14 protein-coding genes are annotated in these 15,712 nt (G+C 62.7%); 6 read left to right on the top strand and 8 right to left on the bottom strand.

From position 1 onward, the window contains the following. On the bottom strand, positions 1 to 1,505 hold a 1,505-nt coding region (locus I6F28_RS32610; protein ID WP_225142959.1), incomplete at its 3' end, for a M10 family metallopeptidase C-terminal domain-containing protein. Between the two features lie 288 nt (positions 1,506 to 1,793). Between I6F28_RS32610 and I6F28_RS32605 the strand changes: the two genes are divergently transcribed. Both I6F28_RS32605 and I6F28_RS32600 read left to right on the top strand, forming a co-directional pair. Further along, complete coding sequence (locus I6F28_RS32605) at positions 1,794 to 2,006, top strand: hypothetical protein (protein ID WP_346656756.1); 213 nt, start codon at positions 1,794 to 1,796, stop codon at positions 2,004 to 2,006. A gap of 118 nt (positions 2,007 to 2,124) precedes the next feature. After that, the gene (locus I6F28_RS32600; protein WP_225142958.1) at positions 2,125 to 3,318 is read left to right on the top strand and encodes a CaiB/BaiF CoA transferase family protein; all 1,194 of its coding nucleotides are present in this window, start codon (positions 2,125 to 2,127) and stop codon (positions 3,316 to 3,318) included. Between the two features lie 87 nt (positions 3,319 to 3,405). Here the strand turns inward: I6F28_RS32600 and I6F28_RS32595 are convergent, their stop codons facing one another. The 4 genes from I6F28_RS32595 to I6F28_RS32580 form a co-directional block, all read right to left on the bottom strand. Further along, positions 3,406 to 4,272 carry an outer membrane protein gene (locus tag I6F28_RS32595; protein WP_225125707.1) on the bottom strand — a complete coding sequence of 289 codons (867 nt, stop codon included), beginning with the start codon at positions 4,270 to 4,272 and terminating at the stop codon, positions 3,406 to 3,408. A 168-nt stretch (positions 4,273 to 4,440) separates the two neighbouring features. Continuing rightward, complete coding sequence (locus I6F28_RS32590) at positions 4,441 to 5,958, bottom strand: tripartite tricarboxylate transporter permease (RefSeq protein ID WP_225142957.1); 1,518 nt, start codon at positions 5,956 to 5,958, stop codon at positions 4,441 to 4,443. Positions 5,959 to 5,973: 15 nt separating this feature from the next. Further along, a complete protein-coding gene (locus I6F28_RS32585) occupies positions 5,974 to 6,516 on the bottom strand; it encodes a tripartite tricarboxylate transporter TctB family protein (RefSeq protein WP_225142948.1) in 543 nt (180 codons plus the stop codon). Positions 6,517 to 6,726: 210 nt separating this feature from the next. Continuing rightward, positions 6,727 to 7,701 carry a Bug family tripartite tricarboxylate transporter substrate binding protein gene (locus I6F28_RS32580; RefSeq protein WP_225142946.1) on the bottom strand — a complete coding sequence of 325 codons (975 nt, stop codon included), beginning with the start codon at positions 7,699 to 7,701 and terminating at the stop codon, positions 6,727 to 6,729. Positions 7,702 to 7,980: 279 nt separating this feature from the next. Here I6F28_RS32580 and I6F28_RS32575 point away from each other — a divergent pair, with 279 nt between their 5' ends. The 3 genes from I6F28_RS32575 to I6F28_RS32565 all read left to right on the top strand — a co-directional run bounded on the left by I6F28_RS32575 (position 7,981) and on the right by I6F28_RS32565 (position 10,588). Continuing rightward, positions 7,981 to 8,334 (top strand): hypothetical protein, encoded by a 354-nt coding sequence (locus tag I6F28_RS32575; protein ID WP_225142944.1) that lies wholly within the window; start codon positions 7,981 to 7,983, stop codon positions 8,332 to 8,334. A gap of 265 nt (positions 8,335 to 8,599) precedes the next feature. Then, on the top strand, positions 8,600 to 9,061 hold the full coding sequence (locus I6F28_RS32570; RefSeq protein ID WP_225142942.1) for a hypothetical protein: 462 nt from the start codon (positions 8,600 to 8,602) through the stop codon (positions 9,059 to 9,061). Positions 9,062 to 9,727: 666 nt separating this feature from the next. Then, the gene (locus I6F28_RS32565; RefSeq protein WP_225136989.1) at positions 9,728 to 10,588 is read left to right on the top strand and encodes a methyltransferase domain-containing protein; all 861 of its coding nucleotides are present in this window, start codon (positions 9,728 to 9,730) and stop codon (positions 10,586 to 10,588) included. 830 nt (positions 10,589 to 11,418) lie between these two features. Here the strand turns inward: I6F28_RS32565 and I6F28_RS32560 are convergent. From I6F28_RS32560 to I6F28_RS32550, 3 genes are all read right to left on the bottom strand, one after another. Then, entirely contained in the window at positions 11,419 to 12,216 is a 798-nt protein-coding gene (locus tag I6F28_RS32560) for an enoyl-CoA hydratase/isomerase family protein (protein ID WP_109143034.1), read from the bottom strand. A gap of 57 nt (positions 12,217 to 12,273) precedes the next feature. After that, positions 12,274 to 13,473: a pyridoxal-phosphate-dependent aminotransferase family protein gene (locus I6F28_RS32555; RefSeq protein ID WP_225130428.1), complete on the bottom strand. Its 1,200-nt coding sequence runs from the start codon at positions 13,471 to 13,473 to the stop codon at positions 12,274 to 12,276. A gap of 147 nt (positions 13,474 to 13,620) precedes the next feature. Further along, entirely contained in the window at positions 13,621 to 14,823 is a 1,203-nt protein-coding gene (locus I6F28_RS32550; RefSeq protein ID WP_225142940.1) for a pyridoxal-phosphate-dependent aminotransferase family protein, read from the bottom strand. Between the two features lie 133 nt (positions 14,824 to 14,956). Between I6F28_RS32550 and I6F28_RS32545 the strand changes: the two genes are divergently transcribed. Next, positions 14,957 to 15,703 carry a GntR family transcriptional regulator gene (locus I6F28_RS32545; protein WP_225142938.1) on the top strand — a complete coding sequence of 249 codons (747 nt, stop codon included), beginning with the start codon at positions 14,957 to 14,959 and terminating at the stop codon, positions 15,701 to 15,703. Positions 15,704 to 15,712 lie beyond the last annotated feature (9 nt).

Below are 15,712 nucleotides of genomic sequence, written 5' to 3'. Positions count from 1 at the left end.
TTGCTGTCCGTGCTCCAGACCGTGTAATGGCCTGTCGTCGAGTCCTTCCAGGCCACATTGTATCCGCCGCCGGTCTGCTCGGCTGCGATGGGCGCCCAGGTCCCATACACAGCGGCACTCACCGGCGATCCCGAGATCTTCAGGACAGGCCCGCTGCCGGTGCTGATCGCCTCGAGATAGAAGTTGTCTCCCGTCCGTACCAGACTAGTCGACCCGACCGTCTCGATCGCAACGTTGATCACGCTGACGCTTGCGATCGTGCCATCCGAGAACTGAAAATATTCGACACCGGTCACGGTGTCGGTACCGTCAGGCGAGCCGGACCGCTGATCGGCAATGGTGAAGGTCTGCCCGCTCGCGTTGTACGAGATGATGTAGCTCGCCTTGCTGCCCGAATATCTTGCGGTATCCGTGCCTGAGCCGCCGGCGACGGTGTCGTTGCCCGCACCGCCGGTGATCGTGTCGTTCGCGCCGCCGCCGCTCAGCGTGTTGGCGATGGCATTGCCGATGATCGTGTCGCTGCCGGACCCGCCGGTGGCGTTGTCGATGTAGGAGCGCGCGTCGCCGCTATAAAGATAGGCGTTGTAGACGTTGCCCGATGCGTAGTGGCCGTCGCCGAGATAGGCCAGCTGCACGGAGGAGAACACCGACGAGGCACCGGGATTGAGGTTGATGCTCAGGTTCGTCGTGTAGTTCGACAGGTCGTAGGTATCGATGCCGCCGCCGTCCCAGACGGTCTCGTAGATGCGATTGGCCGAGCCGCCGACGCCTCCGCCCGGTGCGAGCTGGCCGACGCCATTGATGAACTGCTGCCCCGTGGTCGGATTCCAGGTGTAGACGGTGCTGCTGCTCTGGGTCGTGTAGTCCGCGCCGTACATCGTCTGGAGCGCGAGGATATCGTTGGCCATGTAGGTCTGCGAATATCCGTAGGCTTCGTTGGTATAGCCGCCCGTGGTCGAAGCGCCGACATAGCTGCGATAGCTCATGACGGTGTATTCGCTGCTGTCATGCGCGCTCGGCACCGCAACGTTGCCGGGGCCGCCGGCCTCCTGGCTGTGCTTGAGGCCGATCGCGTGTCCGAGCTCGTGCAGCGCAGTGGTGAAGTAGTAATTGCCGAGCTTGGCCAGCGAGAAATTGTATTGAGTCCCGAACCAGATGTCGCCGCCGGGTGCATAATTGCCGGGATAGTAGGCGTAGGCGGTCGGATTGGCGGCCGACGACTGCGCGATCATGAGGTCGGCGCCGTTCGTGCCCGCATATTGGATGTTGGCGTTGGTGTAGCTCAGGATCAATCCGACGGCGTAGTTGATCGCCGCCTGGATCTGCGTGGGCACCGAGGCAAAGCCCGAGGTGGTTGGCTCGCCGCTGCCGCCGGAATAAGGATTCGAATAGTCGCTCGGCGCGTCAGGAAAGCTGTAGGTGATCGTGCCCGACCATTTGACGCCGGACAGCAGGCCGTCAATCTCGGCGTTGTTGGTGGCACTGACATAAACGGCGGTGGCCAATGGACTCTCCAAGCAACGCGTCGTGTGATTCGCCGCGGGGGCACATGATTCTAGCTAGAGAGTTAAACGTTTGGTTTAAATGGGGCAGCGGCGTTTGCGCTGCTCCCATAAGGCCGTGTTAGCCATTAAATCCCGTAGTCATACGGAACGGCAGCATAGAGTTTCGTTCCCGGAAACACCCGTGATTTGCAGGGTTTCATGAAACGACGCACACTCCCGGCCAGCCTGTTTGGCGCCTTGATTGCGCTTGCTGGACTGTCCCATCAACCTCTCGGAGGACTGCCCGTGATGGTGGAGAAGGCCAAGGCAGACGAAAGCAGCAAGGCAGGGCGCGCGCCCTCCATGCCGATGGCGCGGGATCCTGCCGCTGCGGTGGCAGAGGAATATGAAGCTGCCCGCCGGAAGGGAACGCGGGAGGCCCTTGAACTCTTCATTGCGCGCCATGGCGATGATCCCCTTGCCGCGCAGGTGCGGGCCGAATTGAAGCGCCTGTCGCGCTGATCTCGCAGACAGCGCCTCAGGCAAGGCATTTCAGCAGGCGGCATCGGCGCCGGCCCGGCTTGTCGCGTGATCTCTGGGCACTATGGTAGGCGCCCAATCTGTCCCGGAGCCTTTCACGATGCCCTTCCCGCATGCCTCGGAAGCCCTGTCGCGCTTCACCGTGCTCGATCTGACCCGTGTTCGCTCCGGGCCGACCTGCGTGCGGCAGCTCGCCGACTGGGGCGCCAACGTCGTCAAGATCGACGCGCTGACCGAGGATGCCGGCGGCGAGCAGCCGGGCGGGCCGCGGCGCGGTTCCGACTTTCAGAATTTGCACCGCAACAAGCGGGCGATGACGCTGAACCTGAAGGACGAGCGTGGGCTGGCCGTGTTCAAGCGCCTCGCCGCCAAGGCCGACGTCGTGGTCGAGAATTTCCGCCCCGACGTGAAGAAGAAGCTCGGCATCGACTACGACAGCCTCGCCGCGATCAACCCGCGCATCGTCTATGGCAGCATCTCCGGCTTCGGCCAGGACGGCCCCTACCACAAGCGGCCGGGCTTCGATCAGATCGCGCAAGGCATGGGCGGGCTGATGTCGATCACCGGCGCGCCGGGCGAAGGCCCGATGCGGGTCGGCATTCCCGTCGCCGACCTCAGTGCCGGTCTGTTTTGCGCGATGGGCATCCTCACCGCCCTGCTCGAGCGCGAGGTCTCGGGCAAGGGCCAGTGGGTGCAGACCTCGCTGCTGCAGGCCCAGATCTTCATGCTCGACTTCCAGGCCGCGCGCTGGCTGATGGAGAAGGAGGTCGCCAAACAGGCCGGCAACAACCATCCGACCAGCATTCCGACCGGCGTGTTCAAGACCTCCGACGGCTACATCAACATTGCCACCACGGGCGGGCGGATCTGGGAGCGCTGTGCGCAGGCGATCGGCGCGCCGGAGCTCTACACTCATCCCGACTATGCGACGGCTCCCGCCCGCTCCAGGAATCGCGATGCGCTCAACGCCGAGATCGAGAAGCGCACCGTGACGAAGTCGACCGAGACCTGGGTCCGGGAGCTCAACGAGGCCGGCGTGCCCTGCGGGCCGATCTACGCCATCGACCAGATGTTCGAGGACGCGCAGGTCAGGCATCTCGGCATTGCGCAGGACGTGCCGAACGATGAAGGCCGGGATATCCGCCTGGTCGGCCAGCCCGTGACGCTGTCGCGCACGCCGAGCAGGATGGTGGTGCGGCCGCCGGAATTCGGCGAGCAGACCGACGAAGTGCTGAAGGAGTTCGGCTTCGAGACCGACGAGATCGCAAGGCTCCGCGACGCCAAGGTGGTGTGACTTCGCGCGCCCCGCCTGCAACGACAAAGCCCGGCACGAGGCCGGGCTTTGTTTATTATTAGACGCCTCTTTTGTGATCCAGCTCGCTCAGTACTTCGCGACGACCGGGCCACCAAATTGATAGTTGATGCCGGCGCGCAGGATGTGGTCGGTGAAGCGAGAGGAAGCACTGGCCGCAATCGTGGGCAACGGCGCCAGCGAGAACGGACCTGACGAGAACCGGCCGAGATCCACATAGAGATATTCGAGCTTGGCGCTCCAGTTCTGAGTGATCTTGCCTTCCACACCCGCACCCACGGTCCAGCCGACCCGCGTGTCCGACGAAGAGCTGGTCGAGGCGACCGTGACACCAGCCGGGGTGAAGCCGACGATGGTGCCCGTGGTCTTGATCTCGCCGAAGGCCACGCCGCCGGTGCCATAGAACAGCACTTTCGGCGTCGCCAGAATGCCGACGCGGCCGCGCACCGTGCCAAACCATTGCAGATGCTGGTCGAGCGTCAGAGTGGTGCCGGCAGCAGCGCCGGGGGGCAGAAAGGTCAAGCCGGGAAGACAGGCGCCGCCTGCAAGGCTGGTGGGGGCGCAGCTGAAGCCGGCCCGTCCCTTCTCGTCCGACCAATTCAGGTCGCCCTCGATGCCGAACACCCAATTCGTGCTCTGCCAGTTGTAGCCGGCCTGGCCACCGGCGACGGCGCCGTTCATGTCGAACGAGGCGCTGGTGACGGATCCGGCCGGCGGCGCGATCACCGCACCGGTCGCCGTGTTGGTATAGGTGACGTCAGTGCGCGAACGGCCCCAGCTGTAGCCGCCGTTGGCGCCGACATAGAAGCCGGTCCAGCTCCAGACCGGATCGACGATAGGCGCCTTGACATACGGCTTTGCCGCGAGATCGGCGGCCAGCGCACCGGTCGCAAACAGCGACATCGCGGCCGCCATTCCAATCACTACCCGCTTCATAGAGAATTCCCCCTTGCACGATCTTGTGATCGAAATATACCCGCCTCCTCGCCCAAGGGCTGTGCCGCCGCGGCAACATTCGGAAACAATCGGACACGCGGTGGTATCCCGACCGAAAAGCTACCTTACATATAAACCATTGATTTCAAAAAAGATTAGCCCAGCGCCCTAGGCCGATGTCGCCCTGGTCCCATGCGTCAACCCGACACGGGCGAGGAGGTGGTCGATCACCGGCCAGAATAGCAGCACAATCGCCAGGGTTGTGATCGAGCCGACCAGGCCGTTCGACCAGAACACCTTCAGGGTGCCGCCCGAGCCGATCATCGACAGGCGGAAGGCATCCTCAGCGCGGTTGCCGAGCACGAGCGCCAGGGTGAACGGGGCCAACGGAATGCCGATCTTCTTGAAGACGTAGCCCACCACGCCGAAACCCAGCATCAGCCAGATGTCGAACATCGCGTTCTGGATGGCATAGGCGCCGATCGCGCAGGATACCACGATCATCGGCGCCACCGCCGCGAACGGCACGCGCAGGATCGAGGCGAAGATCGGCACCGTCGTCAGCACCAGCACGAGGCCGACGACGTTGCCGAGATACATCGAGGCGATCAGGCCCCAGACGAAATCCTTGTGCTCGACGAACAGCAGCGGCCCCGGATTGAGACCCCACACCATCAACCCGCCGAGCAGGATCGCGGCCGTGCCCGAGCCGGGAATGCCGAGCGCCAGCATCGGCAGCAGCGCCGAGGTGCCGGAGGCATGCGCCGCCGTCTCCGGCGCGAACACGCCCTCGATGCGGCCCTTGCCAAAACTCTCGGGCTCCTTGGCGAAACGTTTTGCCAGATTGTAGCCCATGAAGGAGGCCGCGATCGCACCGCCCGGGGTGATGCCGAGCCAGCAACCGATGAAAGAGGAGCGCAGCAGCGTCACCCAGTATTTCGGCAGATCCTTCCAGACGCCGAGCACGACGCGCAGCGAGATGCTAGCCGCATGCCCGCGCAGCGCAAGGCGCTCCTCCATCGTCAGCAGGATCTCGCTGATGCCGAACAGGCCGATGACGGCGACCAGGAAGTTGATGCCGCGCAAGAGCTCCGGCGAGCCGAAGGTCATGCGCAGACTGCCGGACACCGTATCCATGCCGATGCCGGCCAGCAGCAGGCCCAGCGACATCGAGATGACGGTCTTGTGCTTGGCTTCGCGCCCGAGGCCGACGAAGGAGCAGAAGGTGAGGAGATACACCGCAAAGAACTCGGGCGGGCCGAATTTCAGCGCAAAGGACGAGATCATCGGCGCGAGGAAGGTGATCAGGAGCACGGCGACCAGCGAGCCGATGAAGGAAGAGGTGAACGCCGCAGTCAGCGCCTCCGCCGCCCTGCCCTGCTGCGCCATCGGATAGCCGTCGAAAGTGGTCGCGACCGACCAGGCTTCGCCCGGGATGTTGAACAGGATCGAGGTGATGGCACCGCCGAACAACGCGCCCCAATAGATGCAGGACAGCATCACGATGGCCGAGGTCGGGTCCATCGTGAAGGTCAGCGGCAACAGGATCGCAACGCCGTTGGGGCCGCCGAGCCCGGGCAGCACGCCGACGAAGATGCCGAGCACCAGCCCGACCATCATCAGCACAAGCGTCTTCCACGTCAGCAGGACGGCAAAGCCGTGGAGCAGGAGACCGAGAGCTTCCATCGCGCGCGGCTCCGCCTAGCGGCCGAGGGCCGCTTCGAGCGGCCCCTTCGGCATGATGACGTCGAAGGCGACATCGAAGGTGACGAACACGATCGCCGTGAACGCGAACGCGGTGAGCAGCGACTTCCACAACGCGATCCGGCCAACCAGCCGCATGAAGCCCGCGATCAGGAGAAAGCTCGCGACATAGAGGCCGAGGAACTGCGTCGCCAGGCAGAACAGCAGCGTCGGCATGAACACCGCCAGCACGCGGCGACCTTGCGCACGTGTGACGAAGGTTCCGGACGAGGCACGCCGCGCCAGCAGCGCGGCGATCAGACCGTATAGGCTGCCGCCGGCGAGAATGACGGAGAGATAGAACGGGAAATAGCCGGGCTCCGGCCCGGTCGCATCCCAGGACGCGCCGGTGCGCCAATTGTCGTAGCCGAGCGTGACCGCGAGCGCGAGCAGCAGCAGGCAGACGACGATCTCGATCGTGCCGGAAGAGACGACGGAAGGGGAATCGTCTTCGGGCGCGGTGGGATCCTCGACGACGATTTCGATATCGGTTTGGGACATGGGCTCAGATGCGAGGCTGGGGATTGTGCATCTCTCCCGTGCTTAGGGGGAGAGGCAGAGGCCGGATCCGCGGCCGTTTTCTAGAACGCCGAAGCGAAGCTCTGGCTACGGCAAAGCGCCGGGTGAGATGCTCTCTCCACGAGCTCAACTCGTCGAGAGAGCCCCTCACCCTGCCCTCTCCCCGTCAGAACAGGGCGAGAGGGAAGAGAGCTACTTCGCGACGAAGCCGGCTTCCGTCATCAGCGACTTGTTCAGCGCATCGTCCTCCTCAAGGAACTGCACCATGTCCTTGCCGGTGAGGAAGATCGGCTTCAAGGCCTGCTTCTCCATGTAGTCCTTGTACTCCGCGGTCTGCGTCACCTTGTGGAACAGATCGACGTAGAACGCCTGCTGCTCCGGCGTGACCTTGCCGGGCAGGAACATCGCGCGCAGCATCAGATATTGCACGTCGACGCCCTCTTCCTTGCAGGTCGGGATGTCGGCCCAGGACTGGGTGTCGGTCACCTTGGTCGTATAGGCAATGCGCTCCCTGTCGAACACGCAGAGCGGACGCACCTGGCCGGCGCGCCAGACCTCGAGATTTTCGGATGGGTTGTTGACGTTGGCCTCGGTGTGGTTGCCGACCAGCTGGGTCGCGGCCTCGCCGCCGGACTTGTAGGGCAGATAGGAGAATTTCGCGCCGGTCTTCTGCTCCAGGAACACGGTGAGCACGTGGTCCTCGCGCTTGGAGCCGGTGCCGCCCATCTTGAACGGCGCGCTCGCAGCCTTCGCCGCCGCCACGAAGTCCTTCAACGTCCTGGGGCCTGCGCTGTTGTCCCACAGCACGAACTGGTCGAGCGCGACCACGGAGACCGGTGTCAGCTCGCGCCAGTTGAACGGGATCTTCGCCGACAGCGGCAGCATGTAGATCAGCGAATAGGCGATCAGCACCTTGTTGGGGTCGCCCTCGCTGGACTTCATGTACATCAGCGCTTCCGCGCCGGAGGCGCCGCCCTTGAGCGAGACCACCATCGGCTGCTTCATCAGATTGTTCTTCTGGATCGCGGCCTGCATCATCCGGGCCATCTGGTCGGAGGCGCCACCCGCGCCCGCCGCCACCACGATCTCCACCGGTTTCGTCGGCTCCCAGCCCGCAACAGCCGGCGCGCCACAAAGCGCGGTTGCAAGCGCGATTGCGGCCTTCATTCCATGTCCCACGTGCGTCTTCCCTATCTTCTTGTTTACATTGGAAATTCAGCGATGAACTCGGCCCATTGTGCTGGCGAATCCGGCCAAGTTCAAGCCATCCTGCGTCATCCCGGTTATGACTTTGGAATAACACAAGTCACGCGCTATACGAGCTGCAAGGGAGCTGGTCCTATCGGAGGCGAAGGTAGATCAATGATCTTCTTGGGCCTAAAGATCTTGGGCCCTCAGCCGTCCGGCCTTTCTGAGTTTGCGAAATGTACTTGAAGTGCTGAAGTGATGCCGCGCCTCCTCTACATCAATGAGAAATTTGGGCATGACGCAACGATCATCCTGGACAGCGGAGACGCCTGTTGGGTCTCTGTTGGCAGCAGGGGCGTCTTGGTACGCTCTCACAAGCACAGCTTCTGGGGTGGATTGTTCGGAAGCCTGCTTGGTCTGAAGCTCTATCAGGAGCGGGATGTCTACCGCGCACTCAGTGTGGCTCAAGCTCTCGCCGCGACGTTTCGGCCGGTTCCACAAATTCAATGCAGAGACGTGATCCTCAAGGCATTCTGCACAGCGGTCTGGCACAGCTCTTCACCCGCACGTGTTAAGGACGTTTTGAATGACCCGGCTCTGCTCGAAGGGTAACATTACTCGCCGCAAGCACGGCTCCTAACAGGCATTCTGTTTCGTCTGTGCTTGCAATTTCGTTTTCCAACCATATTCCTGAAATATGAGTACCAGTAGAAAACTGAGTTTGAACCACGGCCACGAGCGGAAGAGAACGCGGTGGAAAGTGAAGTGGGGAGTTCCCGCCCGAGCCGCTGGCGGCACAGCCAGAGCAGCCGCGCTATCCGGTGACGAGCGACGCGAAATTGCGCGGAAGGCCGCCAAGGCCCGTTGGGCGAGACACTTGCCGCGCGCGACGCATGAAGGCGTCATCCGGTTTGGAGGCATCGAGATTGAGGTTGCTGTTCTCGATGACGGACAGCGCCTGGTGACTCAGAGTGGCTTCATGGTGGGCCTAGGTCGCATTCGCCCCCCCAAGGGACGTCAGTATTACAGGAGCGGCGCCAATCTCCCTGCTTTTTTGACAGTGCAGAACCTAAAGCCCTTTATCGGCGAAGAGTTGGTTATGATGGCTAACCAGATCGAATTTCGTACCAAGCAGGGCTTTAAGGCATTCGGGTATGCGGCGAACTTCCTGCCGGAGGTCTGCGATGTCTTTGCGCGCGCCCAACGAGCCGGAGTCCTAAAGGCCGTTCAGCGCAACGTTGCTCACCGCGCCGGAATTATCGCCGAGCAGCTTCAACGCTCATGCACTATGCGCCTTATAGATGAAGCTACGGGTTACCAAGAAACTCGCGAGACGTAGACGGGCCGGGATGGATGTCGGGCGCGAGGAATGAATCAAAAGCTCCCCTCACATATTCCGGCCCTGCAGTATCAATCTAGGACGGGGATTTATTAGTGCCGGGCCATAGCGACATTGCTGGAGAACTGCTCAATTCGATTGCGAACACAACAAACTGCTAAAGCAGATCGGTTCATAGAGCGAAAGCAGTTTGCGTTGGTCCTGATGGCGCGCCAGCCATGCTGCATCTCGGCAGGTGATTTGAAGCTCATGTACCGCGGCATGCGATTGGGCTTACGGTTCCACGTCACTCGTTAACGGAGGTCAGGAGTTTCAAGCCGGTATTTTAACTCCGAGTGTGGCCAGCCATCTTCGGCAATCGTTCGAGGAGATGTACGCATGTGCTTCCTTCAAGGTGTCCTGGTGTTTCTGCTAGCCAGCATTGGCACAACCGTGTTCGCCAAGGGCGTGCCGCAGGATCCACTCCAATGTGGTGATGAACTCGACCGGCGGCGCCAATTGCACTCAGTTTGTCACGCTCCAAGGCACCACACGCCGGGAAATTTCGCGATCTTTAACACTGTCAAGCAGGGCGCTTGCGTCAACTTGGTGAATAACGGGCAAGGTGCTGGTTCCAGTAGGGCGGCTGATGCGCGTCCGAAGGACGGCTGGGGTGTTCTTTAACCCATGACCTTGCAGAGAGAGATTATCGCTTGTAAAGGTTTTGCCGCGATGGATTGGCGGATCAAAGCCCTGGCATTTCGTGCTCTTGAGCTTCCTGGTGGGGCCCACGCCCATTATTTCTTGCAGCGGCACGTTACGAGGAACTGGCCTAGAAGGCCGACGACGCTGGATTCTTTGGCCGGCATAGCCCGGCGCGTCGTTGAAGACTATGCGCGGCACATCGGCGGGATGCCGGCCTCTGTTCTTGAAGTTGGGGCAGGGCGCGATCTCGCAGTGCCATTGGCACTCCGGCGCTTGGGTGTGTCGAAGGTCATTGCATGCGATGTTGAGCGGCTAGGCAAGTTGGATCTGATCCAGCACGCGGCCAATCGCCTCCTGGCCGGTCAGTTGCAGTTGCGTTCATGGGATGAACTGGAGCAGTTCGGGGTCAAGTACCTTGCCCCGCACTATGTCAGCCCAGATGATGAGACGGTCGATTGCTCCTGCTCGAATGAAGTCCTTGAGCATGTTCCGGCCGATCAGCTTGCCTTTCTGCTCAAAGGACTGCGTGCTATCACCAAGGGCATCACGACGCACTCGATCGACTATAGTGATCATTATGCGCGGTCGGATAAGTCGGTCTCTCGTCTGAACTTCCTGCGCTACTCCGACAAGGAGTGGCGGCCGTTCAATAGTGGTAAGCAGTATGTGAATCGGCTCAGGCACAGCGACTATGTGCGGATGTTCAAGGAAGCCGGGTTCACGATCCTGGAAGAAAGTTCGGTTGCGGGAGAGTCACCGCCGGATCTGAAGATCGCGGATCGGTTTAAAAACTACGATGCGGCCGACCTCTTCGCTATCAAGGGCCGCATCATTGCAAGATGATCAGCCGCACATTCCTTGGGTACTGATCGCGATTGCGGCCATTTCGGTTGTGCTCGCCATCTGTGCCGGCGGCATTAGATAGCCGACACGCTCGAATAGAATAGTACCGACCACGCCACCCCCTTCGGGCGGCTTTTTCTTTGGGAAAATCACATGGTAAACCTCAACGCCCTGACGCGGGCGAACGCCGCTCGCTGGTCGAAAGCCTGACTCACCCGCGAAGCCGAATTCGCGCACCCCGCAAAGATTGCCGTTGCTAACAAGAGCCGCTATCTAGCCATCGCGCGCGCGGCCGAGATGACTGATATCGCGTGGGTCTTCATTGCGGTCAGCCACTACCGTGAGTCGTCGCAGGATTTCGATCCCAAACCTAAATCGCAATGCCTCGTGAATGCCTCCGAACTACCGCCGGAAACACCAGAGGTCATGTGTCCAACTCGCAGCTCACCGGGCGGCTTTTGCCGTCTGTCCTAGATTCACCAAGGACGGCTGACGCAGACGGATATTTTGTTGAGACGGCAAGATAGCCAACTGCCCCTAAGAGGCGATGGTCTTCGTTGACGCTAGGAGGGCCCTGGGTGATAAGATGCACGCGCGATCAGCGACTGTTTTGAAGCTGGAGGCCGTTCAGCCAACAATGAACTACGCACTCTCACGGATACGTTGGCCGCCTTCGCTTCGATCTCCGGTGGCGCTGACAACCTGTATATGTACGCCTCCGCAACGTGCAAAGACCGGCACTATTAAGATCGCGCTTGGCGGGGGCTTGCCGCCGCGTTAGGTGGGGCTGGACACGGAGGCGCCGCAGCGGCTTCTCGAAGGACGTAGGGCTACTTGCCCTTCCAGACGGGCGCCCGCTTGTTGAGGAAGGCATCCATGCCCTCGCGGAAATCCTCGCTCATATAGGCTTTCAGGATCAGGTCCTCGCCTTCCTCGCGCGAGAGCGTGCGGCGGATGCGGCGCACCGCTTCCTTGGTCGCTTCCAGCGTCAGCGGCGCGTGGCTGGCGACGAGCTTTGCAGTCTCGTCGGCACGGCGCTGCAGCGTCTCGACGTCAGGCACGACCTCGTTGAGCAGGCCGAGCGCCAGCGCCTCCGGCGCCTCGACCAGGCGCGCCTTGAAGATCATGTCCTTGGTGCGGGCGGGACCGACCAGCGCGACGACGCGGCTGATGTTCGACATCGACAGGCAGTTGCCGAGCGTGCGCGCAATCGGAAAGCCCATCCGGGTCGTCTCGGTGCCGATGCGAAGATCGCAGCAGGCCGCGATCCCCGCGCCGCCGCCGGTGCAGGCGCCGGCGATCGCCGCGATCACCGGCACGCGGCACTGCTCGAGCGTGCCGAGCACGCGATCGATGCGCGCCTCGTAGTCGAGCGCATCCTGCGCGGTCTTGAAGGCACGGAATTGCGAGATGTCCGTGCCGGAGGCGAACGCCTTGTCGCCCGCGCCGGTCAGAATCAGCGCCTTGATCGAACGGTCGACGTTGATCTCCTGGCATATCTCCGCCATGCGGTCATACATGGCAAAGGTCATGGCGTTGCGCGCCTGCGGGCGGTTGAAGGTGATCCGCGCGATGCCGTCCGTGACGGAGTAGAGCAGGTCTTCGTTGGCAGTCGTCGGTGCGTTCATCGCGCGCTCACTTTCTTCATTACAGTTCAGTCAGGCCGCCCTCAGGCAACCTGAGCCTCAGGCGACCTGGGCCTTGGTCATCGGCACCACGTCGCGTCCCTTCAGGACGTCCATGGCCGCCAATACGCCGCCGCTCCGGTGCGGGATCTTTGCGAGGTCGAGGCCCATCTCGACGCCGGCGAGCGTGCCCATCAGCATCAGATCGTTGAAATGGCCGATATGGCCGATGCGGAACACCTTGCCCTTGACCTTGTTCAGGCCGGTGCCGAGCGACATGTCGAAGTTCTCCAGCACCACCTTGCGGAAGGCGTCGGCATCAAAGCCCTCGGGCACGCGCACGCCGGTCAGCGCCGGAGAATGCGCGGCCGGATCGGCACATTGCGTCTCCAGGCCCCAGACCTTGACCGCAGCCCGCGTCGCGGCGCTGTGGCGCTTGTGGCGGGTCCAGACGTTCTCCAGCCCCTCCTCCTCCAGCATCTTCACCGCCTCGCGCAGGCCGTAGAGCAGGTTCGTTGCGGGCGTGTAGGGGAAGGTGCCGAGCTTGTTGAAGCTGATCACCTCCTGCCAGTCCCAGTAGGAGCGCATGCCGGGGTTGGCTTTGGCGGCCGCGAGCGCTTTCTCCGAGACCGCGTTGAAGCCGAGGCCCGGCGGCAGCATCAGGCCCTTCTGCGAGCCCGCGACCGAGACGTCGATGCCCCAGGCGTCGTGCTCATATTCCATCGAGCCGAGGCCGGAGATGGTGTCGACCATCAGCAGCGCCGGATGCTTGGTGCGGTCGAGGATCTTGCGCACCTCCAGCGGCGGCGTCACGCAGCCGGTCGAGGTCTCGTTGTGCACGACGCAGACCGCCTTGATGGCGTGCTGCTTGTCGGCGGCAAGACGCTTCTCGATCTCCGCAAGATCGGCACCATGGCGCCAGTCGCTCGGGATGAAGTCGACATCGAGCTTGAACTTGTCGGCGATGCCGCGCCACAGCACGGCGAACTGGCCGGTCTCGCACATCAAGACCTTGTCGCCGGGCGCGAACACGTTGACCATCGCCGCTTCCCAGGCGCCGGTACCGGACGAGGGGAAGATGATCACGGGCTGCTTGGTGCGGAATACGCGCTGCATTGCGGCAAGCACGGCAAAACCGAGCTCGGCGAACTCCGGACCGCGATGGTCCAAAGTCGGCATATCCATCGCCCGCAGCACCCGATCGGGCACGTTGGTCGGTCCTGGAATCTGTAGGAAATGCCTTCCAGTATGCACGGTCATCGGCGTCCTTCCCGGTCTTGCCTTGGTTTGGTGGGCGCCGAATAGCACCATTTGACCGGCTTGTCCTCTCCTCCAAAGGGCCCCTCGGGCATAGCGGGCCGGCCTGCCCTCGGCCGCTCCGTCGCGACCGTCTTCGCGGGCCGACCTTTACGTGCCGACGATCTTCAGATGCGGCGCGGCATTGCCCTGAGGGCGCTGCTCCAGCAGCTTCATCGCGACGTCCACGCCGCCGGCGCGGTGCGGCACGCCGGCCACCGACAGGCCCATCTCGATGCCGGTGAGCGCGCCGAGCAGCGTCAGCGCGTTGCATTCGCCGAGATGGCCGATGCGGAAGACCTTTCCGGCGACCTTCGACAGGCCCGAGCCGAGCGACATGTTGTAATTGTCGAGCACGACTTTCCGGAACTGATCGGCATCATGCCCCGGAGGCATCAGCACGGCCGTGAGCACCGGCGAGAACTCCGAAGGCTCCTGGCACAGCACTTCGAGACCCCAATGGTTGACCGCGGCCCGCGTCGCTGCCGCCAAGCGCTGATGCCGCGCAAAAACATTGTCGAGCCCCTCCTCGAGCAGCATCGCGATCGCCTCGCGCAGGCCGTAGAGCAGATTGGTCGCGGGCGTATAGGGGAAGAAACCCTTGGCGTTGGGCTTGAGCATCTCCTCCCAGTCGAAATAGGAGCGCGGCATCTTGTTGGTTCTGGACGCAGCCAAGGCCTTGTCCGAAATCGCGTTGAAGCCGAGACCGGGCGGCAGCATGAAACCCTTCTGCGAGCAGCTGACGCTGACATCGACCTTCCACGCGTCGTGACGATAGTCGACCGAGCCGAGCGAGGAGATGGTGTCGACCATCAAGAGTGCCGGATGCGAGGCGCGGTCGATCGCGGCGCGGATCTCGGCGATGCGGCTGGTCGCGCCGGTCGAGGTCTCGTTGTGCACGACCATCACCGCCTTGATGGTGCGCGCGGCGTCTTCGGAGAGCCTGGCCTCAATCACCGTGGGATCGGCGCCGCGGCGCCAGTCGCCCGGGACGAAATCGACCTCGATGCCGAAGCGCCCCGCCATCTGCCGCCACATCGTGGCGAAGTGGCCGGTTTCGACCATCAGCACCTTGTCGCCCGGCGACAGCGTGTTGACGATCGCGGCTTCCCAGGCGCCGGTCCCCGACGAGGGGAAGATTACGACCGGCCCCCTGGTCTGGAAGATCTGCTGGCTGCCTTCGAGCACGGTGCGGCCGAGCTCGCCGAATTCGGCGCTGCGGTGGTCGATGACAGGCATGTCCATCGCGCGCAGGACGCGCTCGGGGACCGGGCTCGGGCCCGGAATCTGCAGGAAATGGCGTCCCTGAGGCATGCAAAGCTCCCTTTCGGCGGGTTATGGCCGGCTCTGCCGGCTATTTTGCATTCATTTTTTGTCCCTTCAATCGAAATCTGGTATTCGATTGCGAGCGTCGACGCGATCAACCGGGCAAACTACTGTGCTGCAAATGAAATCCACGATTCCCGACACCGGGGTTCCGATCACCCCGTCCCCCGGCAATGGCGAGCGCCAGGAAAACCGTCACGAGGCCTCGCTGCATGGCGAGATCCTGCTGCGGCTGCGCGACTACGTGGTCGAAGGCAACATTCCCGAAGCCGCGCGCGTTCCCGAGCGGCAACTCTGCGAGATGCTCGGCATCTCCCGCACGCCGCTACGCGAGGCGCTCAAGGTGCTCGCCGCCGAGGGCCTGATCGAGCTATTGCCCAACCGCGGCGCACGGGTGCGCCAGCTCAGCCAGCGCGACCTCGAAGAACTGTTCGACGTCATGGCAGGCCTGGAAAGCCTGGCGGGGCGCCTCGCCTGCGAAGCCATAACGGATGCGGAAATCACGGCGATCGAGCAGCTGCACTACGAGATGTACGGCCATTACCTGCATCGCGACATGCACGGCTATTTCCAGGCCAACCAGCGCATCCACGAGAGCATCGTCGATGCCGCGCGCAACGATACGCTGAAGATTGCCTACGCCAATTTCGCCGGCCGGATCCGACGCGTCCGCTACTCCGCCAATTTCGCCCGCAAGCGGCAGCGCTGGGCGGAAGCCATGCGCGAGCACGAGGCCATCCTCGATGCGCTGCGCCGCCGCGCCGGGAGCGAGCTCAGCGACATCCTGTTCCAGCATCTGCGCAACAAACGGGCGGCAGCGATCGAGCACCTGACCGAGCCCCAAGAGGGCGCGCCGGCATCGCCTTAAAGGCGCCAG

The organism is Bradyrhizobium sp. NBAIM14, assembly GCF_020193895.1.
Classification (GTDB): domain Bacteria; phylum Pseudomonadota; class Alphaproteobacteria; order Rhizobiales; family Xanthobacteraceae; genus Bradyrhizobium; species Bradyrhizobium yuanmingense.
The sequence above is the reverse complement of the archived record's forward strand: the minus strand, read 5'-3'. Positions and strand labels throughout refer to the sequence as shown.

Bases quoted from the DNA above. Each gene is read 5' to 3' on its own strand.
- I6F28_RS32605 (WP_346656756.1), top strand. From the start codon at position 1,794: ATGGTGGAGAAGGCCAAGGCAGACGAAAGCAGCAAGGCAGGGCGCGCG.
- I6F28_RS32600 (WP_225142958.1), top strand. From the start codon at position 2,125: ATGCCCTTCCCGCATGCCTCGGAAGCCCTGTCGCGCTTCACCGTGCTC.
- I6F28_RS32595 (WP_225125707.1), bottom strand. From the start codon at position 4,272: ATGAAGCGGGTAGTGATTGGAATGGCGGCCGCGATGTCGCTGTTTGCG.
- I6F28_RS32590 (WP_225142957.1), bottom strand. From the start codon at position 5,958: ATGGAAGCTCTCGGTCTCCTGCTCCACGGCTTTGCCGTCCTGCTGACG.
- I6F28_RS32585 (WP_225142948.1), bottom strand. From the start codon at position 6,516: ATGTCCCAAACCGATATCGAAATCGTCGTCGAGGATCCCACCGCGCCC.
- I6F28_RS32580 (WP_225142946.1), bottom strand. From the start codon at position 7,701: ATGAAGGCCGCAATCGCGCTTGCAACCGCGCTTTGTGGCGCGCCGGCT.
- I6F28_RS32575 (WP_225142944.1), top strand. From the start codon at position 7,981: ATGCCGCGCCTCCTCTACATCAATGAGAAATTTGGGCATGACGCAACG.
- I6F28_RS32565 (WP_225136989.1), top strand. From the start codon at position 9,728: ATGACCTTGCAGAGAGAGATTATCGCTTGTAAAGGTTTTGCCGCGATG.
- I6F28_RS32560 (WP_109143034.1), bottom strand. From the start codon at position 12,216: ATGAACGCACCGACGACTGCCAACGAAGACCTGCTCTACTCCGTCACG.
- I6F28_RS32555 (WP_225130428.1), bottom strand. From the start codon at position 13,473: ATGACCGTGCATACTGGAAGGCATTTCCTACAGATTCCAGGACCGACC.
- I6F28_RS32550 (WP_225142940.1), bottom strand. From the start codon at position 14,823: ATGCCTCAGGGACGCCATTTCCTGCAGATTCCGGGCCCGAGCCCGGTC.
- I6F28_RS32545 (WP_225142938.1), top strand. From the start codon at position 14,957: ATGAAATCCACGATTCCCGACACCGGGGTTCCGATCACCCCGTCCCCC.